Source organism: Streptomyces sp. NPDC096132 (assembly GCF_044763345.1).
Lineage (GTDB): Bacteria > Actinomycetota > Actinomycetes > Streptomycetales > Streptomycetaceae > Streptomyces.
Genome location: NZ_JBIWGA010000007.1, coordinates 363839 through 390064 on the forward strand (window position 1 = coordinate 363839; position 26226 = coordinate 390064).

The following is a 26226-nucleotide window of genomic DNA, read 5'->3' on the forward strand; positions in this document are numbered from 1 at the left end:
GCTAGGGCCACACTTTCGCTATCGGTATGACGAAGGGGAGATTTCGGCAGTATGCGTGAAATTATCCCGCGTGCTCAATCCCCAAAAATCTCGGATTGGTAACGAAGTTAGAGGGCCTCATGATGGCTGGCGGGGTCGCGTCAAGATTGAAAATGCCCAGCTCAGGAGGTCGAGTCGCGTCGATATTCCCTGTTTTGGTGCAGTTCGCCGTGCAGGTGGAACTGAAGCCCGAGGGGCGACTTCCAGCCAGGTCCTGACAGAGGCTTCGCGTAGTGTCCGCCGAAGTTCCCGCAGCGTGCTGGGGTGCTTGGTCACTGGCCATTACTTATTCGCTCTTGCGACTTTGAAAGTCGGGGAGCGTCGAGAGCACGCCCCCGCGACCCGTGGGTCGGGTGTGTTCGCAACATGGGTTGCTGTACGGCCTTCGACACCCGTGATCTCCTGCGGCGGCGTCATGTGATGGGGACTAAACCTGATTCGAAGCGATCACGGCCGTTGGCCGGCTTCGTCGAGGAGCCGTCATGGCTGATGCGAAGGGGAGTACTGATGGGGCTGGGAACAGGTGACCGAGATGCGGCTGAACCCGGGGTGCCTGTGCAAGGCGGAGTGAGCCGCTGGCGGTTGGGCCGCCGGCGTACCGCTCAGAAGCGGACGGTGGAGCGAGACCTGCACCGTCGGCTGCGGCGAGAGCTTCAGACGCTCGGCGTGCAACCACCGCTGGACGTGAAAGAACTGTGCCAGTTGGTCGGTGAGAGGCGTGGGCGCCCGATCGTCCTTCGACCTTTCCCGCTGGAGAAGCCGGGGCCTTCCGGGCTGTGTGTCGACACGCCCCAGATGGACCTCATCCTCTATCAGCAGGAGACGACCCACCTGCATCAGCAGCAGATCATCCTTCACGAGCTCTTCCACATCTTCGTAGCCGAGTGGGAGGAGACGGAGAAGAAGGAGGCGCCGGACGACTTCGTCGAGGGCTGGGCGACTCTGATCCCCGTACTCGACCCCAAGCTCATTCGTCGAGTCGCCCGCCGGTGCTCGTACGAGGACGGGGAGGAGTGCCAGGTCGAGCTCGCGGCCACGATCATCCTGGAATGGTCGTCGGTGCTCGATCACGTCACCCCGTTGTCCGAGGATCCCTCGGTCCGACGTGTTCAGGCGGCGTTGGGTGACCGGCGAGGGTGGCTCTGACCCGTGACCGGAGTGATCCTCCTAGGCCTTGCCGCAGCCGTCGTCTGGAAGCTTTATCAGTGGTCACGAGCGCCTTATGACGCACCGCTTCGTTCTGTCACGCTGTGCCTGCTCAGCGCCGCGTTGTCCTATCCGCTGGCCATGCCCGGCGGGGCCTCGGGCGTCGACACCGTGGCGGGACACGGGACCGCGAAGCTGATCCAGAACGTGCTGCTCCTGCTCACGGTCTACTTCCTCATGTGCTTCTACCTGTACTCGGCCGACGAACAGGCCGGGCGAGTCCGCGCCAGGCGGGAGGCACTCGTTGTGGCCGCCGTGGCGGTGGCGATCACGGTCGCCGCGGTGTCGGTCCCGCACAGCGTGTTCGCCGGTTCGTTCAGCACAGCGGACATGACCATCCCGCAGATCGCCTTCTTCTACGGCGGCGCCGGTCTGTACCTCATGTACGCCCTCGGTGTCGCCGGCCGGTGGACTCACCGCTATGCCCGCATGTCGGGGCGCCCGCACGCGACGGGCCTGTGGATGGCCGCCATCGGTCTCGGCGCGATGGCAGTGGCCTGCGCTGTCCGCGCGGTCTTCGTCGCCATTCGGTGGAGCGGTGGGACCGTGCCGGAGGCGCTCATGACGGCTGTCGCGTTCCTTCTCGTGGTGTCGATCCTGATGTTCGTCGTGGGCGTCACCTATCCGGGGGCCCGCGCGAGGATCACGGCCGTGCGGCTCTGGCTGCGACGTCGCCGTGACCACCGTCGGCTGGCTCCGCTGTGGCGACTGCTTGCCGAGGCCTATCCCGAGAACGTGCTGCGGCCCGCCTCCTCCGGGTTGTGGGACCGGTGGCGGGCGCGTGGCGTGCACCGCCGCTACCACCGACGGATAGTGGAGTGTCGTGACGGACTGGTTGATGTGAGCCCGCACCTGGCCGACGCGTCGGAGGGCGCCGCAGTGCTCGACCTGCCGCCCGCCGTGCTGGCGCACCGTCTCCGGCACGCCGTGGACACGATGGGGAAGGGCGCCTTGGAGCCACGTTCGGCGGTACCGATAGCCGTGCCCAAGGAGGACAACCGTGAAGCGGATGTACGTCAGCTGATCGCCGTGTCGGACGCGCTGCGGCTCTCTGCCTAGCCACTGAAGTCAAGGAGAAACCAGATGCTCATCACCGCCGGCCGAGTCCTCGTCGGCTCCGGGACGTACCTGGACGATGGCGCCGTCCTCATCGAGGGTGACTCGATCGCGGCGGTGGGACCACGCGCGCAGATCACGAACCAGGCAGACCCAGACGCGGAGCACCTCGCGTTCCCCGCGGGAACGGTCGTGCCCGGCCTCATTGACGCGCACGTCCACCTGGCCTTCGACGGAGGCGCGGACCCCGTGGCCACGCTCCACGAGTCCAGCGACGAGATCCTGCTGGCGGACATGCGCCACCGTGCGGAGCAGCTCCTGCTCAGCGGTGTCACGACCGCCCGAGACCTGGGAGACCGCAACGGCCTCGCCCTGCGCCTGGACGAGGAGATCGCCCGTGGCAGCACGCCTGGGCCTCACATCGTCTCGGCGGGGACGCCCGCGACTCCGCCCGGGGGACACTGCCACTTCCTCGGAGGCGAAGTCTCCGGCGTGGCCGAGGTCCGCGACCTCGTTCGGCGCAACGTCGCGGCGGGTGCCGGCGTGATCAAGGCGATGGTCACCGGAGGCGGCCTGACCAAGGACGGACCGAAGAGCTGGCAGAGCCAGTTCTCCCCGGAGGAACTCCAGGCCCTGGTGGACGAGGCCCACCAGGCCGGCCTGCCGGTGGCCGCCCACGCGCACGGGACCGACGGCATCACCGCTGCCGTGGAAGCGGGCGTGGACACGATCGAGCACTGCACGTGGATGACCGACGACGGCTTCGACCTGCGGCAGGACGTCTTGAAGCAGATCATCGACCGGGACATCGCAGTCTGCCCCGCCGTGAGCCCCCACTGGCAGATGCTTCCCCGCTTCTTCGGCGAGGAGCGTGCGGCGGCCATGTTCGATCTCGTACGGCAGATGGCGGAGGCCGGCGCCAAGCTCATCGCCGGCACCGATGCAGGAGTCCAGCGCGCTGGGTTCGACGGCTTGGTCCCGGCACTTTCCTTCTACGCACACCTTGGCCTGCCGAACAGCCGGATCCTCGACATGGCGACCATCGAGGCTGCCGACGCGCTCGGAGTGGGCGAAACGACGGGCCGGATCGCTCCGGGGTTCCGCGCGGACCTGCTCGTGATCGACGGAGACCCTCTGGCGGATCTCGGCGCGCTGAAGACCGTCCGAGGCGTGGTCGCTGCCGGTCGCCTCCACGAGTCGGCGTGAGGCCAGAACAGCGGTAGCCACGTTGCCTGCTCGCAGCCAGTGGGCTGCGGGCTGGCGCTACTCGTTCGCGTCCGTTTCCTTCTCCGCCAGTTCCGCCACCAGATCATTGATGAGTCCCATCGCCTTCGGCGACAGACCCTGAGCGCCCAGGCCGCGGGCCCTTACGCGGCCCACGGCCCCCTGCTTCGCGGCGGCCAGCAGCTGGAGTCCCTCATAGACCTGAGCGGCCACGGCGTCGTCCGGCTTGAAGTACAGCCGCGAGACGCCGACGGTGTCGGCCAGCGCGTCCAGAACCTCAGGGAGAGCGGTTTCGGTGACGCCCGTACGGAGATCGCGGAAGTCCTTCTCGGTGAGGAGCTGCCCTCCGGCTGTGGCGTTCACCGCCTTCGCCATCTCCGCATCGGACGGCGGCCCTGGAGGGCTGGGGTACGAGCCGTCCAGCAGCAGCGTGATCTTCTCGGACAGCGATCCGGGAGGGGTGTCAGCGGCCAATGTCCTTTTCGTTCCCGTCGATGCGGGTGCATCGACGGGAACGCCTTGTGCGGTGGCGATCGACCGGGCTCCCGCTTGTCGTAGCTCGTCCTCGCTGACGCCGTACTTCACAGCCAGGGCCAGGACGTACTTCTCCTTGAGAGGCCGCTCTCCACGCTCGGCCGCCGCCACTGGCCCGGCGCTCTTGGTGCCGATGAACGCGGCCGTCTCGTACTGGTAGTAACCGGCATCGCACCGTAGATCCTTGAGATCGGGTGGCCCGGAGCGCGGGAACAGGTTGTCCACATCGCGCCCGAGGGCGCGCGCCAGCGCCGGCAGCTTCTCGGGATCTGGTGTCTGCGCGCCGTTCTCCCAGCTCGCAACCGCCGAGTCGGACACGCCCAGCGCCTCGCCAACGGCGGCTTGGGAGATCTCGGCGGCCCGCCGCACCGTACGCAGACGGGTTCGGTCGAAGTGACGAGCAGGCATCTGACCTCGTTTTTTATGCAAGCTGGAAGTGATCCAGTGTGTTGACTTTTTCTGTAGGCGGGAATAGCTTCAGCTTAGCGAAGAACGGGCACGGTTGCATACCTGCTCGATCTTCGCGCTCGCTCTCCGCCAGGGCTCTCGGGCTCCGGGAGGGGGATGGGGGCGCGGCTGTGTCGTGCTGTGTACGAAGCGCTCCCAGAAGGCATTGATGCCCGGGGGTTCGTCTACCGGGGGTCGGGAAGTGTGCGGGTTCGGCCTCGGAGAGGCGCGAAGTCCGCACTGCGGTCACTCCTTTCTGGCAATTGCGGGTGGCTGTCACGTGAGGAGATTCGTATGTCTCTGCTTCATCGAACCGCTTTGCTGTCGCGGTTCGGGCCGGAGGTACGCCATCGACAGAGACTCGCTCCTGCATCAGCCGGCCAAGCGCCTGATCCGCAAGCGATATATGTCGAGTTGGCGTCGAACCTGCTCATCACCCGCTGTCCGCTGGAGTGTTGACCGCCGTCTGCATATGTTGCTGCTCCCTCGGCGGAACCGCCGAACCCGAACCTCTCAAGGGAGAGACGCAAAACCACATCCAACGTCAAGTCCGCGGTTTCCAAGGGGAAATGACACGGCGCCCAGGAGTTAGCAGCTCCCGGGCGCCAAGCCCGCCACCCCTGAGGGTGCGGATTCATAACCGGGGCGAGTCGGTTGGCCTTTTCGACGAGAACGGCCGTCTCACCCCACCTACGAGTGAGGAATTCTCGCATGCCCGCGTCCCGAAGCGGAAGGGCACTCGCTGCCCAGCCCGCCAAGGCCGTTATGCCCGCTGACGGTGCCCGCCAGGACCGCCTGGCCGCCCTCCTGGCGGACATGGTGCCCGGCGCCCGCATCATCCGCGTCTCGCAGCACCAGCCCAGCCAGACCTGGCCGAGCCCCTACACCCGCGCCTACGACGAGCGGGGACAGCCGATACCTCTCAACCGGACCCAGCGTGGGGCCGCCGCGCGCTGGGTGATCCGTACCTTCCCCGAGGCGAACTGGGACGAGGCGCACGACCTCGACCTCGCCACTGGGATCCTGCGTCCCACTGTCGGAGCCTGCGCTTCTTCGGACGGGAGCCGCTGACCCGTGGCCCGGATCCGAACGATCAAGCCCGAAGCCTTCGCGTCCGAGTCGCTCGCCGCTGTCTCCCTCGCCGCAGAGCGGACCTTCTTCGGCCTCCTCACCCAGGCCGACGACCACGGTCGCTTCCGCGACCAGCCCGCCGTGATCACCGGACTGCTGTGGTCACTGCGCCCAGAGCACGGCCCGGTGGACGTCGAGGACGACCTGACCCAACTTGCCGCCGCCCACCTGATCTGCCGCTACGAGGGCGACGACGGCAAGCAGTACCTGCACATCGTCACCTGGCGCCAGCACCAGAAGATCAACCGGCCCAGCGGCGTTCGCTTCCCCGCCTGCCCGCACCACGACGCCGAGCAGCCCGCGCCGGACGCACCGAGAACTCACGGAGACGGCACTGAGTCCTCCGTGATGGCTCACGGAGGACTCAGTGAAGCCGCACGTACCTCGCGCGATCTCATCGCCCCCGACAAAACCGCAGCTCAGACCGCATTCCGTGACTCCTCACGGAGCACTCACGGAGGACTCAGTGAGCCCTCGCTGAGCCCTCACTGCCCGGATCTAGGACCTAGGAACTTGGATCTAGGAACTACTGCTCCTTCGGGGAGCGCATGCGCCCCCGCACCGGAGACCGTCTCGACCCAGCAGCTCATGGCCGAGTACGCGGCTGCCTGTGCCCACCGCCCGCCCAGCGGCGTGCTCGGTCACCTCGGACGGGAGACCGCCAAGCTCCTCGCGGAGGGCATCGATCCGGACCACATCCGGGCCGGGCTGGCCCGCCACCGGGCCAAGGGGCTGCACCCGAGCACCCTGCCGAGCCTGGTCCACGAGGCCATGAACACCACCCCCGCCGGTTTGGTGCGGACGGAATCCCGGCCTAACGTGCCCGGTCACCGGGCCTGGGCCAACCCCGCCGACCCTGCCGCCGCCTACGCCGAGGAGCTGTGATGCGCGACCGTGACGCCCAGCCCATCGGCGGCATCGCCCGCCGCCTGACCGCCATCCTCACCGCCCGGGGCATCGACCCAGCCGTCCAACTCACCGACCCCGTCGAGCCGATCCCCGCCCTCCAGGCGGCACAGGCCCGCATCCCGGCCCGCTACCAGGCCGCCGTCGCCGACCACCCGGCGGTCACCGGCTGGGTCCGCGCGATCGCCGAGGCCGGCCGCCCCGGACCCGAGGGAGCTCCGGGGATCGCGCAGGGCCGCTCGCTGCTGATCGTCGGCACCACCGGCACCGGCAAGACACACCAGGCGTACGGCGCGATCCGCTCGCTGCTCCTCGCCGGAGTCCGGCTGCGCTGGAAGGCGACCACGGCCGCCGACCTGTACGCCGAGCTGCGACCCCGCCCCGGGCACGACGGCGAGCGGGAGCTGATGGACCTCGCCCGCTGCCCACTGCTGATCATCGATGACCTCGGCGCGGCCAAGAACAGCGAGTGGACCGAGGAGATCACGATGCGGCTGATCAACCGCCGCTACAACGAGATGCTCCCGACCCTCATCACCACCAACCTCGGCATGGTCGACCTGCGTCAGCACATCGGCGACCGGGTCGCCTCCAGGCTGACCGAGATGAGCGACAAGGTCATCCTCGACGGCCCCGACCGCAGACGATCCCTCGCAGCCGAGCGCCGCCGCGTCGCCGCCGCCTGATCCCCGCCGCGACCGGCTGCCGCCGCCTCCGCCTCCTTCACGCACCAACCCCTGGGACGCGCCTGCCCAAAAACGCGCCCGGGGCGACCGGAGACACTCACATGCACAGCACCGAGAACCAGACCCCGCGCACCCTCGGCGACCTCACCTGGCACGACAGCGCTGCCTGCCGCTCGACGCCCCACCACCAGGTCGATCCGGAGATCTTCTTCCCCGAGCCGGACGAGATGGACCGCATCCGCGCTGCCAAGGCCCTGTGCGCGCAGTGCCCTGTCCGCGCCACCTGCCTCGACGCGGCCCTCGAAAACGGCGACCGCGACGGCATCCGGGGCGGCATGACCGAAGAGGAACGCGACCCCCTGCACCGCAAGCTCCACCGCCGCTTCGACTACGCCCGCGTGAACGAGGTGTTGGCTGGCCGCGACATCCACGTCACCCAAGCCGAGCGCGACGCCGTCGTGATAGCCGCCTACCACGCTGAGGTGCCGGCCGAGCGGCTCGCCTGGCTGCTCAAGGTCAGCGAGGAGCACGCCGAGAAGCTCTACCGCAACATCCGCCGGGAGATCCGCAACCGCGCCGTCGACCAGAAGAAGGCGAACAAGGGAAAGAAGAAGCCCAAGAGCCCCACCAAGGAACTCAAGACACCCGCAGCCGAGACCCCCGCACGCGACAACCTCGGGACGGCCGCGTGAGCCACAGCGCACCGACACCGGCTCAGATCACTGGTTGGGACCGAGCCGCGATCGTCGCGCTCGGCGGTGCAGGGTGCGCGCTCTCGTACGACGCCCTGCAACAGATGGCCACCGCCATCCACGTCCGCGGACCCCTCACGTTCCTCTTCCCCCTGGTGATCGACGGCTTCATCGCCTACGGAGTACGCGCCCTCCTGGTCCTGCGCACCGCTTCCTTCGCGGCCCGCCTGTACGTGTGGACGCTCTTCGGCACCGCGACGGCCGCCAGCATCTGGGCCAACGCCCTGCACGCCGTACGCCTCAACCAGCAGCACCCCGGAGGCGGCGGACTGCGGCTCGGCGACGTCACCGTCGGCGCCCTGTCCACCCTGGCCCCGCTCGCCCTGGCCGGAGCCGTCCACCTGTACATCCTCATCGCCCGCCGGGTCACCGAGGCCGGTCACCACGGACACCCGGACACCTTCACCGTCCGCACTGACCGGATCGCTGCTGACCGGCCGGACACCCCGCTCGCGGCGGACGGACACCGGTCGGACCCGGCCACCTCCGGACACTCGGCCACGCTCACCCGGCCGGAGAACGGCCGTCCGGCGGTCACCTCCGGCCCGAACGTGCCGCGAACGGCTGACCGGGAGGAGCCGTCCGGACACCCGGCGAGCGCTCCGGAGGCGGAGCTGGCGAACGGCGGTGACGCCGCTGACCTGGGCGGACAGCCGGTCAGCAGACCTGCCCCGGTCACCCGCCTGCGGCTCGCCGCCCCCTCGGTCACCGAGCCGGAGACCGGACCGGACAACGGCGGCCCGGACACCGCAGAGGCGACGGACACCCTCCTGCCGATCGCCCGCCAGGCGGTCGCCGACGCGGGCAAGGTCACCCGCGAGGTCGTCGCCGACGCCATCCGCGGACAGGGCAAAACGCTGGCCAATGACCGGCTGACCGCCCTGATGCAACAACTCCGCGCCGAGACCGGCCAAAAGTCGGCCACCAAGACCGGCTGACCGACCGGCCCGGACAAGCGGGCGGCCAACGGCCAGAGCCAGGCCGCCCGCCCGCCCGCACCCCACCAACTCCCATCCACGCACCGGAGACACCACGATGCGCACCACCCCGGCAACCCACGCCGAAGCCGACGCCTGGATCACCGTGCTCCTGCGATACGGCCACCTGCACCGCGCCGAACCCGGCGCGGACGGCACCTGGACCGTCCAACGAACCCCCGCCAGCACGCCCCGCACCCTGCACCATCCGGTCCTCGCCCTCGACTTCGTCGCCGAGGTCCTCCGCGGCATGCGCCCTACGAAGGTCCAGACGCCCCGATGACGCCCTCCGAATCGCCCGAAACAACCTCTGACCTGCGGCAAGACGACTGCCCGGCACGAAGCCGAGCAAGCTGTACCTTCCGAAACTCCTCCGCCGCCACGGGCTGCGGAGGAGTTTCGGAAGGGCTTACCCCCGCCCCAGGAGCGACGGGGGAAGTCCGGCACCAGGGGGCGCCGGACTCGGAGGCTGCGACCGAGGGCGGATCGCAGCCAGGAGAGGAACCGACCCCGCCCGCCGCACCGCGTACGCGACCTCGCCTGCGCCAGCGCGTGCACCGTGACCAAGTCCGCAGCGTCCGCCTGACCTCCGACGAACTCGCGCTGGTGAAGCGTGCGGCGGAAGCCGTCGGTTTGAAGACCGCCGGGTTCCTCGCCGACGCGGCGGTCGCGGTCGCCCAGGCCCAAGGAGGCCCCCAGCCTTGGCTGTTGGACCAACGCGGCCGGGTCGAAGAACTGATGGCCGCCAGTGCACAGCTCGCCCGCGTCGGCGGCAACCTCAACCAGGTGGCCCGCATCCTCAACTCCGGCGGTCAGGTGGAGTACGTGGACGCCGCGGTCGCCCGTGTCCTGCGGGTTGCTGACCGGGTCGAGGCCGCCGCGATCGAGATCGCGCGGCGCTGACGGTGGTCCCCGACATCTCCACCGGCAGTCGCACGTACGGACTCCTCAACTACCTCTACGGCCCCGGCCGCCGTGAAGAACACACCGATCCGCACCTCGTCGCATCCTGGATGCCCGAACTCGCCCCCGACCCCGGACGCGACCCATCCGCCACGCTCAAGCAACTCACCGACCGACTCGACCTCCCCGTCCTCGCCCTCCCGAAGGACCGGCGACCGGCCCGGCACGTCTGGCACTGCCCCGTCCGCACCGCCCCCGGCGACCGCCACCTCACCGACGCCGAATGGGCCGAAGTCGCCCGCCGCATCGTCCACGCCACCGGCATCGCCGAATACGGCGACGACAAGGCCTGCCGGTGGATCGCCGTACGCCACGCCGACGACCACATCCACCTCGTCGCCACCCTCAAACGCGAAGACGGACGCAGCCCCCGCCGCCACGAGGACGGCATCCGCGCCCAGGCCGAATGCCGCAAGATCGAGAAGGAGTTCGGCCTGCAGATCCTCAACGGCGGCGACCGCACCGCCGCCCAGCGCCCCACCAGCGGCGAACGCTCCAAAGCCGAACGAACCGGCCGGACCGAGACCCCCCGCGAGACTCTGCGGGAGAGCGTCCGCCACGCCCTGGCCGGAGCCGCCAGCGAGGAGGAGTTCTTCCACCGTCTCGCCGAGGCCGGCCTGCGGGTCGAACGGCGCATCGCCCCGTCCGGCGACACCCTGGGATACAAGGTCGCCCTCCCCGGCGACCGCAACCGCGACGGCGAACCCATCTGGTTCTCCGGCTCCAAACTCGCCCCGGACCTCTCCCTCCCCAGGATCCGCCGGCGCCTCGACGCCGGACACCCCGACGGCGAACCCGTCACCGACCACGGTGACGAACGAGCACTTCCCCCGGCCCGCGCCCGGCGCCAGGCAGTCCCAACTGCCGAACGAGCGGCATCGATCCTCCACGAGGACGACGACGAAGACTCTGCCGCCCAACTCGTCGGTGTCGGTGAACTCCTCGACGCCATCGCCCAGACCGCCCCGGCCTCCACCCGCAAGGAACTCGTCGTGGCCGCCCGCGCCTACGAACGCGCCACCCGCTCCCACATCCGCGCCGAACGCGCCGACAACCGAGCCATCCGCTCCGCCGCCCGCGGCATCATCCGCGCCGGCAACGCCCTCGGCAAGGGCGAAGACGGTGGCGCCACCGCGATGGTCCTGTCCACGATGGTCCTCGTCACCATCGCCGCCGCGCGCTGGCACTCCGCCCGCGGCCACGCCCAGCAGGCAGCCGCCGCCCAACGAGCCGCACAACACCTGCGCACTGCCTACCGATCGGCCGCTGCTGCCCCCATGAACACGATGCGCGAGCACGGCCGACGCCTCCCCAAACCCGTACGAGAGCGGTACGCCGGCACTCTCGAAACCGCCCTGCCCGACCAGGCCGGCGCGATACGTCACGCACCCGGCTGGGACGCCCTCGCCGCCACCCTGGACCAGGCCGAGCGCGCAGGACACGACCCCGACGCCCTGCTCCAACAAGCCGTCGAATGGCGCGAACTGGAAACCGCCGACAGCGTCACCGACGTCCTGGTCTGGCGACTACGACACATCGCCAACCTGCCCGCCACCATGGCGCCACCGCGCGCACGCACGGACACGCGAGCGGCGCAATCGCGCTCTCACCCATCTCCGCCACCGGCACCCGAGGCGCCGGCCGTGACCCACCGCGCGGACCCCCACCCCCGGGGACCAAGGCGCTGAGCAGCGCAAAGAGCTGGACATCGACGGCCGACGCCTGTTAGGGCTGGTTGATATGGAGAAGGAGACAATGCAGATACTCGACGGAGGCCTCCCCCCTCAGAGAACCGTTCTGCCGGCGACGGCCCTCGGCGACGACCCCCTGCGGCGCCTCCAGGAGGAGATGCAACTCGGCGACGGCAGCATCGGTCTTCGTGCCACCACCCACCCCGAGGAAATCGTGATCACCGGGATCCCGGTGATGTGCCCGCGGTGCGGCGCCCGGCGCGACTGGATGGTCATCTGCGACCGCAACGAGGTCAGTATCCGCTGCCGCTGCGCACACCAGTGGGTCGAGCGTGAACTGACCCGCGCGGACTACGAGGCGATGATCGACGTCGGCGGCCAGGACTACCCGAGCCTGGAGGCCGCGGCCCAGGCCACGGGCTACGACGGCACGCTCGCCGGCATCTATCTGACCGAGCCCAGGCCCGAATAGGTCCCGTGGGCAACCACTAGGGCTCATGGGGCTCCCTGTGAACGACCAGATCTCGCTCCGGGGCGCACTTCAAGAGCGCTTGGGGGTAGCGAGAATGGGGCGGTGGACGCTGGACTCGCCGCTCTGCTCGGTGCCGCCGTAGGCTCACTCGCCACCCTTGGCTCCGCGATGGTCACCGGGCGCGCGGCGGCGCGCTCGCAGTGCGTGACGCGCTGCGGGCGGACCGGCCGGACTTGAGGGACGTCGAAGAGAAGATGGAGCGCTTCGTCGCCCAGGTCCGGGGCGTCCGCCGGGCTGCCGAGCTTGTCCTCCTGGAGGGGCCGCCTTCCGTGGTGGAGGCGCTTTACGGAGTGGTCCGCGCGGCTGCCGATCTCGCCGAGGTCGTGCGGCGGATGGTGCGTGACGCTCACGCGGAAGACACCTCCCGCAAGGCCGAGGACATCGTGCTCGCCGCCGAGCGGGAGCACTTGCTCTACCAGGCCGTGAAGGCACTTCGCGCGGCAGCCGCCGAGGTCCTTGGCGACAGCGGGATACGTCTCTAATAGCCGCGCTCGTGGGCACACCAGCGGTCTGCAGTGAGAAGGCACTCAGCCGTCCGAGACAGCACAGCGATGTCCCAACGCCACGAAGGCTGCCCCCAATCTTTGGGGCAGCCCTCGGAAGTTCACGGCGAACGGGTCGTCAGCGGCTCGCCAGGTGGTTGGCGAGGTGCAGCGCGTCGGTGGCGACGGACAGGGCGGTGTGAAGCCCAATGACCTCGTGAAGGGTGGGGTGCACGACCGTGGTCCAGTCGCCGTGGAGGTCCGGCCATCTGCCGAGGAGCACCTCCGCCGAGGCCAGACGGAGGCGAGCGGTCACATCCATTCCGCCTCCGAGCCCGGGCTCCCAGCTGAGCACGATGGAGCCGGGATGGAGACGCTCGGGCTGCAGGTTGCTTATCCACGCCGTGTGGATCGGCTGGGCGGGATGAGGCGGCACGCAGCGGAGGAGAGCGCCGCGCACCGACGGTGGCATGGAGCGATGGACCAGGTCACTGAGGAGGTGGTGCGAGGAGTCGGAGGAGTTGATCGGCGGCGCAGTGGGCTGTGTCCGCGGGTGGCACGTCATACGTCGGCCCAGTCCAGCTGGTTGCGGACGGTGGGCGGCAGTACGCCCTCCTGGCCGTTTTCAGCGATGTAGACGGCTCCGGTCGCCCCGGTGATCTCCATGGTGCGGCCGATGCGGTGGGCGTAGGGCCAGTCAGGATTGATGGCGAGGTACACGGGCAGGTCGGGGTCGAAGGACTGGAGCTGGTGAACCAGTTGGCCAACGGTGATCTCGGAGGGCATGACGGTCTCCTTGGCGATGAGCGTGCGGAGCGGGTGTTACACGCAGGTGCAGTAGCGGGTGGGGAAGTTGATCAGAGCGGCGAGGAATCCGGCGACGGCCTGTGCCGGGGTATCCGGTCCGAAGGTCTGGCGCCAGGCCCTGGTGCCGCTGTTGTCCGTGACGTGGATGTGCCACAGCTCGCCGCGTGCTGCCTCCCGGCTTTCGGGGAGGAAGCCCACGTACACGCGTCGGTCGGGGCTGGAGCAGTGGACGTTGCAGTCCAGGTCGGCGACGACGTCCCATCCCTGGGCCTTGAGGAGGTCGGTCACGGGTCGGGCGCAGTGGCATTCGAGGAGCCACTCACGCTCGCCGAGGGCGGGTGGAGGAAGCTCTGCGAGAGGCCGGAACATGGTTGTGGTGGTAAGCGTCACGAACAGAGAACCCTTCGTTGACCTGCGGATTTTCCGGGCTCCCGTACGTTGCCATGGTCTTGGGCGGTGTCTCCAGTCGTTGCCCGCGGTGTGCGTCTGCCATGGGCGAACTGGCCCCGGATGCGGCGACTGATGTCCGTGCAACGCGGAATGAAACGGTCGTCCCCTCAGCTGGTGCGGGAGCGGCCATTTGCGTGGCTGGATGGAGAGAAGGGGAGGAGCGGGCTTGAGTAGCGAGGAGATTCGCGAGCACGACGAGGCTGTCGACGACGTCGAGGCGGCGTCGTTGGGCCGGTCCCGGTTGGCTGATGGGCGGCGGGTCGAGCTGAGCGTCGAGGAACTGGTACGGCTGGTGAACGCCGAGGCCGACGGACCGCTCTGAGCGCGCGGAGGTTCGGGCCCCTGGTCCGCTCGAACGCACGATTCGCACATCTCCTGCGAGCCTTGCCGGACCCGCTATCGGGCGATGCACTTGGCTTGTACGAAGGCGGGAGATCTGATGACCAAGGAAGAGCGCCACGCGATCCTCACCCCGGCAGAGGTCGCAGATGCCCGTGCCCAGGCCGACCGTGCGATCCGCACCGTGGGCATTCCCCCTGAGCTGATTGCCCAGCTCAGACCGATCCTCGCCCCGCCGCTGAACGCCTCGCGGCAGAGCGAATCGAGCGTGAGTGGGCGGCCAGAGCAGGGGACACGGCATGATGATTCGCGAACACCTCACCGAGCCCAGTCGTACGGACCGAGCGCAGGCCAATGACGCCTGAGGAACGGGAGGCGCACATCCGCAACCTCGTGGACAACGCGCCGTTGCCACCCCCAGAGGACATCGCCCGGCTGCGCGCCCTGCTCCGGCTGTGGGAGCGGCCCCTCACCGAGCGAACTGCTCATGCGCAGGTCACCGCGAGTGATGTCGCCGACGGCCGCTCGAAGTCCAGTAACGGCCCGACTCTCGATGAGATTCGCTCCTGGCCCGCTACGGTGAGCGTCCCCAAGGCCGCGACCGCGCTCGGCGTCTCAAGTAGCCACCTTCACGCACTGATCAAACGGGGGGAGTCGCCGGTCAAGCTTGTGCCCCTCGGAGGCCGTCACCGCGTGATCACTGCTTCGCTGGTGTGTTTGCTCGAAGGAGCCTGACTGGGAGACGAACGTGCGTCGCATGTGGTGGCCGAACTCGACGGCGACGGCCATCGACTCTGGCGGGCATCTGCGGACGGGTCTGATGGGACCGTCGAGTGCATTGCCGTTCACGTGGTTTCCCTTGTGTGGAGCGTCGCTTATCGACGCCGGTAGGCGCGGGCCGGAAGAACGGCGCTGGGACCGGATGCTGTTGCCACCGTGGGGGCACGCACGACGGCCCGGGAAATGGTGCTGCGAGCGCGAGCGGCAGCAACTCGGCGGACATCCAGTGGAGTCGGTACCGGCGGTGTGGCTGGAGTGATGTGGGCCGCTCCGCAGTTTCGGGACGGGACCTCGGGCGCATACCGGAGCACGGGTGTGGGGTCGGCAAGGCGCGCGGTGGTCGCCGCGATCAGGTGGAGGGGCGTGTGAGAGGTGAAAGAGGCATACCAGCGTGAGTGGTAGCCGTCCTTGCCACCCCACAGCAGCCATCGGTGCGTGTCGGAGTGCAGCTCGGCCTGCGCGTTGGGGAGTCGGCGCGAGTAGGTGAGGCCGGCCAGTTGGTCGGGGGCGGTGCACGTGGTGGCAGCCCACGTGTCCGTGCGCTGCCACCCTGCTCGTGTCAGGGGTCGCAGGGCCTCGTCGATCGGATGGTCCGCACTGGACAGGTAGGCGTCCGGCCCCTTCGTGTAAGTGCTGGCGAGGGTGGTGGTGAAGGCGGTCACCAGTTCGGTGGGGGTGGGTGTGTCGAAGGTGGCCATCCAGTGCGCAGGGCCGAAGGGATCGGCGTGGACGGCGGCTTTCCACAGCGTGTTGTCCTCCCCCTCGGGCAGATAGCCAAGGCGTATGTGCCGTTGTGGGGAGGAGACGTACACGTTCGCCAGCTCGTCGTCGTGGAGGGCGAAGCCGTGATCGAGGAGTGGTGCGAGGGCGGGGTCGCCGGTGACGGTACAGCCGGCGAGGTAGAGCGGTGAGACGTACAGGTCGCCCTCGGGGGCGGTGATCGACACGGTGGGACTCCGGGGCTGAGGGTGGGGGTTAGCGCTGCCGTCGGGAGCCGACGTGCGCGGCGAGCGAGGTCGGCGCGGCCAGAGGCGGAGGTACGTGTATCGCCTGGGTCTGGGTGCTGCGCGCGAGCGCCGCTGCGGCCCGCGGGTCGGGCCTGGTCGTTTCCGCGCGGGCGACCGAGATCAGTGAGCGGTGCCGGTCGGGGATCTGGTCCAGGGCACGCGGCACGGGGGCGGGGTCCGTGAATACGGCGGTGGAGGCCGTGATGAGGTGTTGCGGGGTGTACCGGCTGAAGAAGGCCTGCCAGCTCGGCGTGTACACGGGGTCGGGGCCAGCGGACATGCGCCACGTCGACTTCTCGGGCGTGAGCAGCTCGTCGTACTCGTGTAGCCAGCCGACGCTCATCTGATAGGTGGCGTGGCCGTCGGGGGAGACCGTACGGAACGGCCGGGTGCCGTGTACCGGCTCCCACCGGTGGCGCGCGGTCAGGGACGCGGGGCTGGTGCCTGTGTAGCGCCGGCCACCGCTGAGGTAGTCGGCGAAGTTGTTGTGCACTCCCTCGACGAGGGTCTCGGTGAAGGCGGCCACGATCTCGTAGGGCGTGTTCCGGTCGAACGTGGTGATCCAGTCGGGGACGCCGAGTGGGTCCTCGGCGTAGGAGATGGTCCATCCGCCGTAGAAGCTCTCCAGGGCGTTGGCGACGCGTACGCGCTGGCATGGGCTCGTGTAGTACGTGTCGGTGCCGAAGGCGACGGCCTTGGTCCAACCGGGAGCGAGTTCCAGGGAGTTGAAGATGCTGAGGTTGTCCCCAGGACCGGCGAGGTAGCCGGGGCTGACCAGGACATCCGCGTTCGGGTCGAGGGCGAGGGGATCCAGGCTGGGCATGAGAGGGCCTTCGGGCGGTGGGACACGGGCGGCTGAACGGCTCGTGTGGGGGCACGTGGGTGCGGTCGCGCGGCGGTATCTGGCTGCGGGCACTGGAGTCACCTCGTCCGGGACGGGTGCGAGAGTGCGGTGAGGTGCGCTGGGACACGCGGCTGGGAGTCGGGGACGTGCGAGAACAGTTCGGAAGAAGCCACCGGACTGCGGTGCACTGCCGGGCTCGCGCGTATGGCGTGCTGCGCTGTCGCACCGTGCTTGTCCGGTAGAGATGTTGCTGGGTTTGCCTTGCGGGCGAACTCCGCGAGTTCGGCGTACACCGGCGTGAGCCCACGGGCCGCGGACGTCAGGGTGCACTCGGCGACTCGGCCGGAGGAGGGGCTTGTGCGGGTGATGAGTTGGTGGATCTGAAGCTGTGTGATGCGGTAGTGGAAGGAGCCGGTGGCGAGCCCGGCTTCGTCTCGTAGCGCACCGTTGGGCAGGGGACCGTGCTGTGCGAGGGCGTGGAGAAGGGGGATCGTGCCCTTCCCGCGCAGTCGGCCGAGCGCGACTTCTACGGGTTCCGGTTGTACGCGTTCTGCCTCTCCTGGTGACGACGTGCCGTCCGCGAGGTGGATGCGGTGCCAGGCTGAGAGCGCGCGGTGGACGTCGTTGGTGTGGCGGCCGAGCGGGGTGAGGTCGTACACGCCGAACTGAGGCCGGTCGAGAAGATTGCTGGTCTGCATGCGGCGCACGATCTCGGCCATGGCGTGGACACCGACCCACGGCAGCGCGGAGTTGAGTTCGGTCAGGCGCATGGGGCCGTGCTGCTGGATGGTCTGCAGGGTCCAGGTGGTCCAACGCGGTGAGAGGCGGGCGACAGCTTGGTCGACGAGTTCGGTGTGAGGGGTGGGTGTGTTGGTGAGGTCGGGCACGGTGGGGTTCTCCGAAGGGTGGTTGAGTGCGGTCAGCGGGACCGCGTGGTGCGGTTCGTGACGGAGGTCGTTGCCGCGGGTTGCTGGGCAGCGGCGATCGGCTGCCCGCCCCGGTGCTGAGGAGAGCGGGCCCTGGCGGCTCGGGTCCGCCGGTCGTGCGGGGACGTGGCGGTGGCCGCCCGTTCGCGCTCCAGCCGGAGGGCCGCGGTGCGGTAGGCGGCCTGGTCTTGGCGCTCGCCGACCGCGAGGAGGTAGATCTCCCGTTTGTGCTGGGAGGAGGCGGGAGCGTCCCGGTACTGGATGACCAGCCGCCAGCGGGTTTCCGGGTCGACGTAGACCTTGTGGCAGCCCGCCAGTTCGCGCTGGAGGGCGGCGCCGCGTTCGTTGCCGTGGACCAGGTGCTGCAGTTCGAGCAGGGCCAGGTCGCGGATGTTCTCCGGGACGGCGCGCAGGTCGGCGAGAGCCGCGGGATGGGCGGCGAAGGCGTATCGAGCCCGGCTCATCGCGCGAGTCCATGGGAGTGCGTCGGGGCAGGCCCTGTCGTTGACCGCGGTGGTGATACGGGTGCCGGAGCTACGGCGAGGCCGTTGCCTGTGACCGTGGAGCGAGCGCGGGCGGCTGCTGCCCTGCGGCCGACGGCGCTCGGTGGGGCAGGTGCCAGGGGGAGCGGTGAGTCCCGCTCCGTGATCCACGTATCGGCCTCTTCGGCGCTGGTGAAGGCGCCCTCCCGCACGGTGTAGGAGCGCAGGTTCTTGGTGGTCTCTTCGAGGAAGAGGCGATACGGAGCCTCCGCGGAGTCGGGATGGCTGTCGTAGACGAGCGTGTGGACCTCGGCGCCGACGTCGAAGGAGCCTGGGTTGTCGGTGTAGTGATCGAGGACCTCGTACCGGTTGCCGGAGTTGGTCCTCAGCAGGTCCTCAAGACGTGCCGTGAGGCTGTCGGCAGGGCGGGGCCCGTGGGGGTGGGATCCCCTGACGACTTCCGGCGGGCAGCCCCGGTGGATCAGCCAGTTCTGCGCCAGCGGAACGACCGGGTGGCGCTCGGAAGCGAAGTCGAATGTGCGCTGCTCGACGTCGCGGGTGATGTGCAGCGTGACGTACTCCGCCATCCCTGGGAGGTCCCAGATCGCGGAGCGATCGTGCAGCAGCAGGTAGCTGTCGCGGTCGTCGGCGCTGTGGTGCTCGGAGAGGGGAACGAACAGGTCGTCCGATAGCGTGACGGAGGAGAAGTCGTCCTCGATCTGATCGGTGACGGCCTGGAAACCGTCGAGCCGGTAGTCCGGCGCAGAGGGTTCGTGCGTGCCGGCCATCTCAGACTCCGACGGGCTCGGGCGAGGCCAGCAGCCGGTGGTGGGGTCGGGCCGCACTGGTGGTGCAGGCGCCGAAAGGGCCATCTGGGGTGCGGAGTTGGAGCAAGGCTGGGTCTAGGTGGTCGCGGTGCCAGGTGGAGGGACCGGTGAGGCCGGCCTGGACGTCGGTGAGTTGCTGCCAGGCGAGCCAGAGGGCGTGCAGCCGGGCGACGGCCTCGGGGTGCTCCTGCCACTGCCGGCACCACGGGCGGCCGGTGGTGATCTCCCGTCCGTAGACCGGTAGGAGCAGGTTGTGCACCCAGTTGGTCAGCGCGGCCAGTTCTACGGCGTACGCCTGGGCGCCGAGCGCCAGGATGAAGACGGAGGCCGGTCCGTTGTCCTTGGCGCCGTCGGCGTTGGCTTCGGCCGGGGCGGGGGCCGTCGCCGGGTTTTCAGGGTGCTCGGGATCGACTGGTTCGCCGTCCTGTGGGGCGGGCTGGTCGTCGGTGAGCCGGGCGAGCGTCTCGCCCTGCTTGCGGCTCTCGGCGACGAGCCGGGTGACTGTGGCGACGAGGTCGTCGAGGTCGTGGTCCTGTATGCGCACCGGCTCGTTCTCGTGGGCGGGTTCGGACATGGCTACCCCTGGTGCAAGTTCTGGTGGGTGGGGTGACGAGGTTCCGGAGAAACGGGGGTTTGGCCCGGCCGGGAAAGTGGGTGTAGAAGGCCCAGGTCAGCGCCGCGCGCGATGGCGGCACACGGTTCCGGGCGGGGCCAGGATCCGCAGAGCGCGGGCGGCTTGCTGGGGCACAACTCCGTTGCCCAGAGCAGTCAGTTGGGCGGGGCGACCCAGCCCCGGCGTGCTGGTCACCCAGCCGGGAGGAAGGCCTTGCATCCACTCCACGAACCGCGGGCTGAGGCGGCCGGCGTCGTCGGTCGGCCGGGGCGCGGGACGGGTGTCCTGCTCCCAGCGGGTGATCGCGGCGGCGTACGGACCCCAGATCTCGGCCCGTCCCCCGGAACCGACGGATCCCCGAACAGCGGCAGCGACTGTGTGAGCGGAGTGCTGCCCATCGAGCTCTTCCGCTGCCCGGCCGTGCGTGTGGGCGTGGCATCCGGGGTGGGCCGCAGGCGTGCCGCCGCTGAAGGCAGGGTCAAGTCCCCATTGCCGTGGCGCTGGTTGGGCGAGCCCTTGGTGCCGTCCGAGGCCTTCGGGGTGGGCAGGAGCCACTCGACCTCGTCCGCCAGGTTCGGGCCGTGGCCGCCCTGCTTGCGTTTCGCCGGGTGCTGGCTGCCTCCGTTGGCCCCCAGGTTGCTGGTCGGCGTCTTGAGCAGCGGTGATTCGTCCGGAGGGCCAGGCGGTGAGGAAGATCCGTTCTCGGCGGTGCGGGGCTCCGACGTCAGCGGCGCGAAGGACACACCAGCGCGCATCGAACCGGATGTCGGCCAGGGAGCCGAGTACGGCACCGAGTGCGCGCACAGCAGGCTGGCCTGCGGTGTCTCCCAGACACCACGGGCAGAGTTCCACGTCGCCAGGGGAACCGGCGGGCGACGTGAGGAGCCCCCGGACATTCTCGATCACCACCAGGCAGGGGTTAAGGGCTTCGATGGCACGGACGACGTGGTGCCACAGACCGGACCGGGTGCCATCAGCCAGTCCGGCGCGACGACCGGCGACCGAGACGTCTTTGACAGGGGAACCCGGCCGTCAGGACGCACACCTCCGGGACGTCGGTCCAGTTCACGGCCGTGATGTCGCCGAGGTTCGGCACGGCCGGCCAGTGCCGGGACAGGATCCGGGCCGCTCCCGGATCGATCTCGGCATGCCAGGCGACCGTTCCGCCGAGCACTGCCTGGACGCCGAGATCCAGACCGCCGTACCCGGAACACAGGCTCCCGATCGACGGCGGAGCCTCCGCCGAGGTCAGGTCAGCGGCCATGGCGGGGCGCCGGGGTGTAGGCGAGCCGGACCGGACCCGGGGCGGGCGGCTCCACGGGCAGGCGGTAGATCGAGTTCGTTGGCCGTGCCGAGCGGCTCAGCGCGGCGAGAACACGAGGTGGAGTGCCGTCGATCCGGTCGGCAGCACCCCGCAGCGTGACGAAGGTTTCCTGCAGCGAGTCCACGGTGAGGTTCAGCCGGTCCTGCGCGACGTCGAACGCGGACTGGCGGGCGTCGCGCAGATTCGCCGAGGCTGGGGCTTCCGCGTACCTGCGCAGGAATCCGAGCTGTTCGAAGGCTTCGGTGTAGTTGTTCATGGCGCGTCCCGCCGGGGCGGACGCGCTGGTGTAGGCGTCGATGACCGGGCCGAAGTCGAGTCCCGGATCATTGTCGGTGGCGCGGAAGAGGACCTCGTCGGACAGGTCCTTCACGAGTTCTGTCAGTGCGCGGAGTTGATGGGATGCGGTGGCAAGGTCGGGCAGGGAGCTGTGCGTGTACGACCGGACCACTTCTGTCCGGAGCTGCTCGAACTCCAGGGCCAGCACGTACAGTTCGTCTTTTTCCAGGCCCGCGCGGCCGGTGTGGTCGGTCATGACGGACTCCGATGGTTGTGCCGGTCGGGAAGCGCGGCGCACGAGGCCGCGACCGGCGCCGAGGGGGTCGGGGCGGCTGTAGGGCGGCTGCGGGCTCGGGCCGCCTCGATGCGGGCGGCAGGCGGCGACGCACCCGGCCCAGTGGTTGGCCGCCGCGGCTCGGGGTCGGCTTCGTGCGTGCGGTGCAAGCGGCGGCGTACGTCGTCCAGCGGACCGAGGGCGTGCAGGGCGTAGCCGATCAGCCGTCCCGGGGCCAGGGCTTCGTCGTCGGCGAGCGCGCGCACCTGCCGGGCGACGGCGGCGGCCGTGCGGACGAGCGAGGCCTGGACGACCTGCTGGCCGAAGTGCTCGGCCACGCCGGAGAAGGACAGCGGGTCGCAGATCCTGAGGACGCGTTCGGCATCGAGCGTCCCGTCGGACAGCACGCCTCGGCGCTGGGTCTCCCACAGCACGGTCAGTTGGTCGATGGGCTCGCTGCGGTGGTGTAGGGCGCCCAGGGCGCGGTAGATCTGCTGGTGGCCGGTGTCCGCGAAGTCCCCCGGACGCAGCCAGTCGACGACGTCGAGGAGTTGCTCGGGCCGGGCGCTGATGCAGCCGAGGAGGAACTCTTCGTCGGCGAGGACCTGTTCGTCGACGGGCTGCGGCTGCTGGGCGGGCGACGTGATCGGCTCCGGGGGCGGTACCGGTCGCGGCTCGGTTCCCCACCGGTGGGCGAGATCGGCGAGGACGTCGGACAGGACCTGGGCGTGGTGGACCGTCTCCTCGACCCCGCCTCGGACGGCGTCGGCACGCGCGGCCTGGTGGAGGCGGATGGCGTGCTGGGTGACGCTGCGGTGGATGGCGCCCTCGAGGACCATCCGCCCGTAGACGGGCGCATGGGTGGGGCGCGGACATGCGGAGATCAAGGAGTGGGCGTACGACGCGGTCAGGCCACGGGTCCGAGTGCTGGCCTCCCGCACGGTGTTCGTCACCCAGGACAGCGGGATCGGGTCCCCGCTCTTCGCCGTAGTGGCGGGGTGACCATCGGCGTGGAGCTTGAGCATCGCGGCGTAGAGGGCCGCGTGTATCGGACGGTAGAAGTGATCGGGCCGCAGCCAGGGCGAGAGCAGGTCGAGCTGGCCGGGGTCGAGGAAGACCGCGCCCAGGACCGCCTGCTCAGCCTGAACGAGCGGCGTCACCGCTGGCCCTTCCGCGCGGCCGTGCGCTCGGTGCGCAGCCGCGCGACGGCACGGTCGGCGGCGGCCATGTCAGCGGCGAAGCGCTCCAGTTCGCCGGTGAACACGGGGTCCAGGACGGACATGGTGCCGGTCGGGGTGACCAGCCACCATGCGCCGCCGCGGCGTACGGCGGGAGTGCCGGCGATCCGCTCGGACGGGCGGACGGATGCCCAGGTTGGTACGGGGTGGGACACGGGAGCACCTCAAGAAGTACAGGGGGAGGCCGAGCAGCGGCTCGGGGAGGCGGCGGGCCGTACTCCCGCGTGTCTCGTGCGCGCGACGCGCTGGGCCAGGGCGGTCATGCCGCCGGGCCGAAGTCGTCGCGGTGCAGCTGCTTGGCCAGCGCACGCTCGGTGATGGCCGCAGTCGCCTGGGCAGAGGCGGCGCCGAGCCGGTCGGCGTCCGGTTCGCGGTACCAGGGCTTGAGGTCGAGGAGGGCGGGGCGCACGCCGGTGGCCAGCAGGAGGGCGGAGCCCTTGGGCAGGGCCCGGATCGCGTTGGCCGGCAGCACCCGCTCCTGGCGCATCGACAGCGACGTGGACTTGCCCGACTCGCTGGTGGACACGGAGACGGTGCGTACGTCGTGGTCGCCGACGAGGCGGGAGAGCTTGTCCGCGAAGTCGGCGTCGTCGATGCCGGAGCCGACCAGCTTGATCGTCGCGGCGGACCACAGGGCGTCCATGCCGGCCTCGCCCCAAACCCGTACGCCCTGGCGGTAGGACTGCAGGATCGTGATCGGGATGACTCCCCGGGATCCGAGGTGGGAGTAGAGGTCCGGGAGGTCGGAGATCTTGCAGACGTTGGCGGCCTCGTCGAGGATCGCGAGCAGCGGGGCGTCGAGGCGCCCGCCGTCGCGTTCGGCCTGGATGACGGCCGCGCGCATCACCGCGTCGGCGGCTGCGGCGATGATCGCCGAGGCGGAGCCGCCGCCGTCCTTGGACAGCAGGAACAGGGTGTCCTTGCTGGTCGCGAAAGCCTCCGGCTTGAACTCCCGTACCTTCTCCAGGCCGCCCGGCGGGGTGACCCAGGCGGCGATGCCCGGGTCGAGGAGGCAGCTGGCGTACTGCCGGGCGGTCTCGAAGATGCCGTCGCGGGTCTCCACGGCTCCGGCCACGGTGCCCTGGAGCTGGGCGGCGACGGCATCGAGGCCGGCGTCCTGCAGAAGGTCGATGGGAGTGCGGTCGGCGGGCGAGGCGAGCCAGGCCAGCACGTCGGTGATTGGCCGGCGGTCGCGGGCCGCGGCGAGGAACAGCGCGGTGAGGGTGTTGGCGGCGGCGGTGGACCAGAAGTCGCCCGCGCTCGACTCGTCCACCGAGGCGGTCACGAAGTGCCCGGCCAGCCGACGGGCCCCGGCGAGATCGTGGGCGTCGGCGAGGATGTCCCACCACATGGTCTGCGGGGCGTGGGCGATCTGCTGCGGGTCCAGCGTCCACACCGCGCCCACCCCAGCGCGCTCGTCGAGCGTCGCCGTGTAGGCGTCGCGGGCCGCCTTGTTCGAAGTCAGCAACACCGGGCCGGGGGCGCGCAGGATCGCGGGGATCGCGAGTCCGGAGGTCTTCCCGGAGCGGGGTGCCATGATCGCGAGGAGTACGTCCTCCCAGGAGGAGCGGACCTCGGTGGCACCCGGTTTCAAAGTGCCCAGCAGGACGCCGCGGTCGTCCGGGGTGACGTCCTTGGGCTTGGTGCCCTTCAGACTGGGCCGCAGGTCGATGGCCTTGGTGGCGACGTTCTTGGGGAGCAGGTCGGCTAGGTCTCGCTGATCGGCCAGCCCGTTGGGGTTCCGGCGAACGCGCAACCACAGGCGGGCGCCGAGTACGGCTGCCGTGGTGAGGGTGGCGGCGGGCAGCAGGTAGCTGCCGGTGAGGACGGCGGGCCGGGTGAGGTGCGGCCACAGGAGTTCGGGGTGCAGGAGGGCGTTGGTCGGCTGGAAGGCGGCCCACCGATCGGAGCCGACCAGGACGTTGGCGAGGTTGCCGAACAGCCAGGCCAGCGAGCCGCCCGCCATGCCGAGACCGGCGATGCCGATCAGGAGGTAGAGCAGGAAGTCGGTGCCGGTGGTGGTCGAGGGCGTGCTGGTGCGCGGAGATGGCAAGGCGGGATCCAGAGGGGTGCGGAGCTACGGGTGGCGGCGGGGCGGCACGTGGCTCTGGTGATCACGAGCGGGCTCCTGGCGGTTGTGGCGGTGAGCAAGGGAGTCGGACGGAGCGGCGGGGCAGCCGGTCAGCGAGACCGGCTCGGCCTGGGCGTGGTCGATGGTGTGGCGGAGGGTTCTTCGGCGGTGGGCGTGACTCCGGTGTCCGCGTGCGGGGCGGTCGCGTAGTAGCTGGCAACGCCTTCCTGCCAGCTCCGCTTCTGGGGCGGCCCGAGCCTCTGCATCTGCTGGCCAGCACCGCGTACCTCCTCGGCGAGAGAGGTGAGGGTGGCAGCGGCGTCTTCGAAGAGGTGGGACAGGTCCCAGCCGGCATCGGTGTCGGCGACGTTGGCCTGTACGGCGGCGACTTCGAAGAACTCGCTGAGCCGGACAAGTACTCCGTCCTTCGGGTCGACGACGTGCTCGACGAGATCGGCTGCCCCCGTGTACGTCTCGGCCCCATTGAGCGTGTCAGTCAGGGAGAGGATCTGATGCCCGTAGACGCGTGTGCCGAGGGGATCGGTGGGCGTGGTGATCCGGCTGACGTCCAGGCCGGGATCGAGTTCGACCTGGTAGCCGACTGCGGTGAGCATTCGGGCGGCGTGGCTGGCCATCTGGTTCTCGCGCTTCTTGCCCATGTCCCAGGGCAGGCGGTACCAGAAGGAGAGCGGCGTGGTCTCGATGACGAAGCCGGCGCGCTTGAGAAGGGTGACGGCCAACTCGTCTCCGCCCTCGGCGATGACGTTGCCGGTCGGTTCGCGGGTGATGACGACTTGGGGCGTGGTGGACATGGAGGCCTCCGCGGGCGGGTCAGAAGTGCGGGTTTTCGGTGGGCCGGTCGCCTCCGGTGGCGGCGGCCAGTAGTTCGGGCAGGTCGGAGGGGTCGGCGTCGCGTTGGTCGATCCACCACCCGGCGCGCGTCAGGGGCCGCGCGGCGTCCTCGATGGCCACCCACTCCGCCTCGCTGGCGCTGCCTTCGAGGACCAGGGAGGTGTACGCGGCGCCCATGAGCTGGTGACGGCAGCGGGTGCCCCAGGCGATGGCGCGGTCGGTGCCCTCCAGCGGGGGCATTCGGTACTGCGCCGACCACTCCTCGGCCTCGGCCTGTTCGGCGGCCCGCTTCTTCGCCAGCCACTCGGCCTTGGACTCGGTGTCCTCGTCCTGGGTGGCGCGCCAGCAGTCGGTGCAGTCGCGCTCGGCGAGCCAGCGGGCGTATCCGGCCCGGTGGTCGGCCGCACGGTCGGAGAGATCGGCCTGAGTGGTGTCCCCGCAGGCGTGGTTGATAGTCCAGATCTTCTGGACGGCCATGAGTCGGACTCCT

Annotated in this window: 34 protein-coding genes; 16 read left to right on the plus strand and 18 right to left on the minus strand. The window is 69.8% G+C overall.

The window, feature by feature from the left end; translation table 11 throughout:
* The first annotated feature begins 834 nt into the window (after positions 1 to 834).
* The 3 genes from ACIRF9_RS19595 to ACIRF9_RS19605 are packed head-to-tail and all read left to right on the plus strand — an operon-like array spanning position 835 to position 3507.
* Positions 835 to 1185, plus strand: a complete 351-nt coding sequence (locus ACIRF9_RS19595) for a hypothetical protein (protein WP_242761921.1) — start codon at positions 835 to 837, stop codon at positions 1183 to 1185.
* A 3-nt stretch (positions 1186 to 1188) separates the two neighbouring features.
* On the plus strand, positions 1189 to 2304 hold the full coding sequence (locus ACIRF9_RS19600; protein ID WP_242761920.1) for an MAB_1171c family putative transporter: 1116 nt from the start codon (positions 1189 to 1191) through the stop codon (positions 2302 to 2304).
* A 24-nt stretch (positions 2305 to 2328) separates the two neighbouring features.
* Complete coding sequence (locus tag ACIRF9_RS19605; RefSeq protein ID WP_403823364.1) at positions 2329 to 3507, plus strand: amidohydrolase family protein; 1179 nt, start codon at positions 2329 to 2331, stop codon at positions 3505 to 3507.
* 57 nt (positions 3508 to 3564) lie between these two features.
* Here the strand turns inward: ACIRF9_RS19605 and ACIRF9_RS19610 are convergent, their stop codons facing one another.
* Positions 3565 to 4467: a helix-turn-helix domain-containing protein gene (locus ACIRF9_RS19610; protein WP_403823367.1), complete on the minus strand. Its 903-nt coding sequence runs from the start codon at positions 4465 to 4467 to the stop codon at positions 3565 to 3567.
* An 804-nt stretch (positions 4468 to 5271) separates the two neighbouring features.
* On the opposite strand from ACIRF9_RS19610, the gene ACIRF9_RS19615 reads away from it, so the two are divergent.
* The 10 genes from ACIRF9_RS19615 (at position 5272) to ACIRF9_RS19660 (ending at position 12626) form a co-directional block, all read left to right on the plus strand.
* Positions 5272 to 5577: a hypothetical protein gene (locus ACIRF9_RS19615; RefSeq protein WP_403823370.1), complete on the plus strand. Its 306-nt coding sequence runs from the start codon at positions 5272 to 5274 to the stop codon at positions 5575 to 5577.
* Positions 5578 to 5580: 3 nt separating this feature from the next.
* Positions 5581 to 6522, plus strand: a complete 942-nt coding sequence (locus ACIRF9_RS19620) for a hypothetical protein (protein ID WP_403823372.1) — start codon at positions 5581 to 5583, stop codon at positions 6520 to 6522.
* Positions 6522 to 7229: an ATP-binding protein gene (locus tag ACIRF9_RS19625; protein WP_403823375.1), complete on the plus strand. Its 708-nt coding sequence runs from the start codon at positions 6522 to 6524 to the stop codon at positions 7227 to 7229. The genes ACIRF9_RS19620 and ACIRF9_RS19625 overlap by 1 nt, the downstream gene beginning before the upstream one ends.
* Positions 7230 to 7330: 101 nt before the next feature.
* Entirely contained in the window at positions 7331 to 7921 is a 591-nt protein-coding gene (locus ACIRF9_RS19630; protein ID WP_403823378.1) for a WhiB family transcriptional regulator, read from the plus strand.
* Entirely contained in the window at positions 7918 to 8919 is a 1002-nt protein-coding gene (locus ACIRF9_RS19635; protein WP_403823381.1) for a DUF2637 domain-containing protein, read from the plus strand. Before ACIRF9_RS19630 ends, ACIRF9_RS19635 begins: the two co-directional genes overlap by 4 nt.
* Before the next feature lie 97 nt (positions 8920 to 9016).
* On the plus strand, positions 9017 to 9241 hold the full coding sequence (locus tag ACIRF9_RS19640) for a hypothetical protein (RefSeq protein WP_403823384.1): 225 nt from the start codon (positions 9017 to 9019) through the stop codon (positions 9239 to 9241).
* A gap of 269 nt (positions 9242 to 9510) precedes the next feature.
* Positions 9511 to 9861, plus strand: coding sequence for a plasmid mobilization protein (locus ACIRF9_RS19645; RefSeq protein ID WP_244190693.1), 351 nt, complete (start codon positions 9511 to 9513; stop codon positions 9859 to 9861).
* 2 nt (positions 9862 to 9863) lie between these two features.
* Positions 9864 to 11609, plus strand: a complete 1746-nt coding sequence (locus ACIRF9_RS19650) for a relaxase/mobilization nuclease domain-containing protein (RefSeq protein WP_403823388.1) — start codon at positions 9864 to 9866, stop codon at positions 11607 to 11609.
* Positions 11610 to 11676: 67 nt separating this feature from the next.
* Complete coding sequence (locus tag ACIRF9_RS19655; protein ID WP_403823391.1) at positions 11677 to 12084, plus strand: hypothetical protein; 408 nt, start codon at positions 11677 to 11679, stop codon at positions 12082 to 12084.
* 233 nt (positions 12085 to 12317) lie between these two features.
* Complete coding sequence (locus ACIRF9_RS19660) at positions 12318 to 12626, plus strand: hypothetical protein (protein WP_403823394.1); 309 nt, start codon at positions 12318 to 12320, stop codon at positions 12624 to 12626.
* Between the two features lie 139 nt (positions 12627 to 12765).
* Here ACIRF9_RS19660 and ACIRF9_RS19665 read toward each other — a convergent pair whose 3' ends face one another.
* The 3 genes from ACIRF9_RS19665 to ACIRF9_RS19675 all read right to left on the minus strand — a co-directional run bounded on the left by ACIRF9_RS19665 (position 12766) and on the right by ACIRF9_RS19675 (position 13802).
* Positions 12766 to 12942, minus strand: coding sequence for a hypothetical protein (locus ACIRF9_RS19665; protein WP_403823397.1), 177 nt, complete (start codon positions 12940 to 12942; stop codon positions 12766 to 12768).
* Positions 12943 to 13187: 245 nt separating this feature from the next.
* Positions 13188 to 13412 carry a hypothetical protein gene (locus tag ACIRF9_RS19670; protein WP_242761901.1) on the minus strand — a complete coding sequence of 75 codons (225 nt, stop codon included), beginning with the start codon at positions 13410 to 13412 and terminating at the stop codon, positions 13188 to 13190.
* Positions 13413 to 13448: 36 nt separating this feature from the next.
* A complete protein-coding gene (locus ACIRF9_RS19675; RefSeq protein WP_403823400.1) occupies positions 13449 to 13802 on the minus strand; it encodes a DUF317 domain-containing protein in 354 nt (117 codons plus the stop codon).
* 247 nt (positions 13803 to 14049) lie between these two features.
* Between ACIRF9_RS19675 and ACIRF9_RS19680 the strand changes: the two genes are divergently transcribed.
* The 3 genes from ACIRF9_RS19680 to ACIRF9_RS19690 all read left to right on the plus strand — a co-directional run bounded on the left by ACIRF9_RS19680 (position 14050) and on the right by ACIRF9_RS19690 (position 14957).
* Positions 14050 to 14205 (plus strand): hypothetical protein, encoded by a 156-nt coding sequence (locus ACIRF9_RS19680; RefSeq protein WP_403823403.1) that lies wholly within the window; start codon positions 14050 to 14052, stop codon positions 14203 to 14205.
* 117 nt (positions 14206 to 14322) lie between these two features.
* Positions 14323 to 14580, plus strand: a complete 258-nt coding sequence (locus tag ACIRF9_RS19685) for a hypothetical protein (RefSeq protein WP_403823406.1) — start codon at positions 14323 to 14325, stop codon at positions 14578 to 14580.
* Positions 14577 to 14957 carry a hypothetical protein gene (locus ACIRF9_RS19690; protein ID WP_403823409.1) on the plus strand — a complete coding sequence of 127 codons (381 nt, stop codon included), beginning with the start codon at positions 14577 to 14579 and terminating at the stop codon, positions 14955 to 14957. The genes ACIRF9_RS19685 and ACIRF9_RS19690 overlap by 4 nt, the downstream gene beginning before the upstream one ends.
* A 140-nt stretch (positions 14958 to 15097) precedes the next feature.
* On the opposite strand, the gene ACIRF9_RS19695 is transcribed toward ACIRF9_RS19690, so the two are convergent.
* From ACIRF9_RS19695 to ACIRF9_RS19760, 14 genes are all read right to left on the minus strand, one after another.
* Positions 15098 to 15949 carry a DUF317 domain-containing protein gene (locus ACIRF9_RS19695; protein ID WP_403823412.1) on the minus strand — a complete coding sequence of 284 codons (852 nt, stop codon included), beginning with the start codon at positions 15947 to 15949 and terminating at the stop codon, positions 15098 to 15100.
* A gap of 28 nt (positions 15950 to 15977) precedes the next feature.
* On the minus strand, positions 15978 to 16832 hold the full coding sequence (locus tag ACIRF9_RS19700) for a DUF317 domain-containing protein (RefSeq protein ID WP_403823415.1): 855 nt from the start codon (positions 16830 to 16832) through the stop codon (positions 15978 to 15980).
* A 98-nt stretch (positions 16833 to 16930) separates the two neighbouring features.
* Entirely contained in the window at positions 16931 to 17740 is an 810-nt protein-coding gene (locus ACIRF9_RS19705; protein ID WP_403823418.1) for a winged helix-turn-helix transcriptional regulator, read from the minus strand.
* A 32-nt stretch (positions 17741 to 17772) separates the two neighbouring features.
* Positions 17773 to 18243, minus strand: a complete 471-nt coding sequence (locus tag ACIRF9_RS19710; protein ID WP_403823421.1) for a hypothetical protein — start codon at positions 18241 to 18243, stop codon at positions 17773 to 17775.
* Positions 18240 to 19049 carry a hypothetical protein gene (locus ACIRF9_RS19715; RefSeq protein ID WP_403823424.1) on the minus strand — a complete coding sequence of 270 codons (810 nt, stop codon included), beginning with the start codon at positions 19047 to 19049 and terminating at the stop codon, positions 18240 to 18242. Before ACIRF9_RS19715 ends, ACIRF9_RS19710 begins: the two co-directional genes overlap by 4 nt.
* Before the next feature lies 1 nt (position 19050).
* Positions 19051 to 19662 (minus strand): DUF4913 domain-containing protein, encoded by a 612-nt coding sequence (locus ACIRF9_RS19720; RefSeq protein WP_403823427.1) that lies wholly within the window; start codon positions 19660 to 19662, stop codon positions 19051 to 19053.
* 96 nt (positions 19663 to 19758) lie between these two features.
* A complete protein-coding gene (locus tag ACIRF9_RS19725; RefSeq protein WP_403823627.1) occupies positions 19759 to 20682 on the minus strand; it encodes a DNA cytosine methyltransferase in 924 nt (307 codons plus the stop codon).
* A complete protein-coding gene (locus ACIRF9_RS19730) occupies positions 20675 to 20965 on the minus strand; it encodes a DNA cytosine methyltransferase (RefSeq protein WP_403823429.1) in 291 nt (96 codons plus the stop codon). Before ACIRF9_RS19730 ends, ACIRF9_RS19725 begins: the two co-directional genes overlap by 8 nt.
* On the minus strand, positions 20955 to 21557 hold the full coding sequence (locus tag ACIRF9_RS19735) for a hypothetical protein (RefSeq protein ID WP_403823431.1): 603 nt from the start codon (positions 21555 to 21557) through the stop codon (positions 20955 to 20957). Before ACIRF9_RS19735 ends, ACIRF9_RS19730 begins: the two co-directional genes overlap by 11 nt.
* Positions 21554 to 22735 (minus strand): DnaB-like helicase N-terminal domain-containing protein, encoded by a 1182-nt coding sequence (locus ACIRF9_RS19740; RefSeq protein WP_403823433.1) that lies wholly within the window; start codon positions 22733 to 22735, stop codon positions 21554 to 21556. Before ACIRF9_RS19740 ends, ACIRF9_RS19735 begins: the two co-directional genes overlap by 4 nt.
* Positions 22732 to 22968, minus strand: a complete 237-nt coding sequence (locus ACIRF9_RS19745; RefSeq protein WP_403823436.1) for a hypothetical protein — start codon at positions 22966 to 22968, stop codon at positions 22732 to 22734. The genes ACIRF9_RS19740 and ACIRF9_RS19745 overlap by 4 nt, the downstream gene beginning before the upstream one ends.
* A gap of 104 nt (positions 22969 to 23072) precedes the next feature.
* Positions 23073 to 24866 carry a type IV secretory system conjugative DNA transfer family protein gene (locus ACIRF9_RS19750; RefSeq protein ID WP_403823439.1) on the minus strand — a complete coding sequence of 598 codons (1794 nt, stop codon included), beginning with the start codon at positions 24864 to 24866 and terminating at the stop codon, positions 23073 to 23075.
* 128 nt (positions 24867 to 24994) lie between these two features.
* Complete coding sequence (locus tag ACIRF9_RS19755; RefSeq protein WP_403823442.1) at positions 24995 to 25696, minus strand: hypothetical protein; 702 nt, start codon at positions 25694 to 25696, stop codon at positions 24995 to 24997.
* A gap of 19 nt (positions 25697 to 25715) precedes the next feature.
* Positions 25716 to 26213, minus strand: coding sequence for a hypothetical protein (locus ACIRF9_RS19760; protein ID WP_403823445.1), 498 nt, complete (start codon positions 26211 to 26213; stop codon positions 25716 to 25718).
* Positions 26214 to 26226 lie beyond the last annotated feature (13 nt).

What these genes read in the sequence shown, in the direction of transcription:
- ACIRF9_RS19595 (WP_242761921.1), top strand. Translation starts at nt 835, where the DNA reads ATGGACCTCATCCTCTATCAGCAGGAGACGACCCACCTGCATCAGCAG.
- ACIRF9_RS19605 (WP_403823364.1), top strand. Translation starts at nt 2,329, where the DNA reads ATGCTCATCACCGCCGGCCGAGTCCTCGTCGGCTCCGGGACGTACCTG.
- ACIRF9_RS19610 (WP_403823367.1), bottom strand. Translation starts at nt 4,467, where the DNA reads ATGCCTGCTCGTCACTTCGACCGAACCCGTCTGCGTACGGTGCGGCGG.
- ACIRF9_RS19615 (WP_403823370.1), top strand. Translation starts at nt 5,272, where the DNA reads ATGCCCGCTGACGGTGCCCGCCAGGACCGCCTGGCCGCCCTCCTGGCG.
- ACIRF9_RS19625 (WP_403823375.1), top strand. Translation starts at nt 6,522, where the DNA reads ATGCGCGACCGTGACGCCCAGCCCATCGGCGGCATCGCCCGCCGCCTG.
- ACIRF9_RS19630 (WP_403823378.1), top strand. Translation starts at nt 7,331, where the DNA reads ATGCACAGCACCGAGAACCAGACCCCGCGCACCCTCGGCGACCTCACC.
- ACIRF9_RS19640 (WP_403823384.1), top strand. Translation starts at nt 9,017, where the DNA reads ATGCGCACCACCCCGGCAACCCACGCCGAAGCCGACGCCTGGATCACC.
- ACIRF9_RS19655 (WP_403823391.1), top strand. Translation starts at nt 11,677, where the DNA reads ATGCAGATACTCGACGGAGGCCTCCCCCCTCAGAGAACCGTTCTGCCG.
- ACIRF9_RS19670 (WP_242761901.1), bottom strand. Translation starts at nt 13,412, where the DNA reads ATGCCCTCCGAGATCACCGTTGGCCAACTGGTTCACCAGCTCCAGTCC.
- ACIRF9_RS19675 (WP_403823400.1), bottom strand. Translation starts at nt 13,802, where the DNA reads ATGTTCCGGCCTCTCGCAGAGCTTCCTCCACCCGCCCTCGGCGAGCGT.
- ACIRF9_RS19685 (WP_403823406.1), top strand. Translation starts at nt 14,323, where the DNA reads ATGACCAAGGAAGAGCGCCACGCGATCCTCACCCCGGCAGAGGTCGCA.
- ACIRF9_RS19690 (WP_403823409.1), top strand. Translation starts at nt 14,577, where the DNA reads ATGACGCCTGAGGAACGGGAGGCGCACATCCGCAACCTCGTGGACAAC.
- ACIRF9_RS19700 (WP_403823415.1), bottom strand. Translation starts at nt 16,832, where the DNA reads ATGCCCAGCCTGGATCCCCTCGCCCTCGACCCGAACGCGGATGTCCTG.
- ACIRF9_RS19710 (WP_403823421.1), bottom strand. Translation starts at nt 18,243, where the DNA reads ATGAGCCGGGCTCGATACGCCTTCGCCGCCCATCCCGCGGCTCTCGCC.
- ACIRF9_RS19715 (WP_403823424.1), bottom strand. Translation starts at nt 19,049, where the DNA reads ATGGCCGGCACGCACGAACCCTCTGCGCCGGACTACCGGCTCGACGGT.
- ACIRF9_RS19720 (WP_403823427.1), bottom strand. Translation starts at nt 19,662, where the DNA reads ATGTCCGAACCCGCCCACGAGAACGAGCCGGTGCGCATACAGGACCAC.
- ACIRF9_RS19730 (WP_403823429.1), bottom strand. Translation starts at nt 20,965, where the DNA reads ATGGCCGCTGACCTGACCTCGGCGGAGGCTCCGCCGTCGATCGGGAGC.
- ACIRF9_RS19735 (WP_403823431.1), bottom strand. Translation starts at nt 21,557, where the DNA reads ATGACCGACCACACCGGCCGCGCGGGCCTGGAAAAAGACGAACTGTAC.
- ACIRF9_RS19755 (WP_403823442.1), bottom strand. Translation starts at nt 25,696, where the DNA reads ATGTCCACCACGCCCCAAGTCGTCATCACCCGCGAACCGACCGGCAAC.
- ACIRF9_RS19760 (WP_403823445.1), bottom strand. Translation starts at nt 26,213, where the DNA reads ATGGCCGTCCAGAAGATCTGGACTATCAACCACGCCTGCGGGGACACC.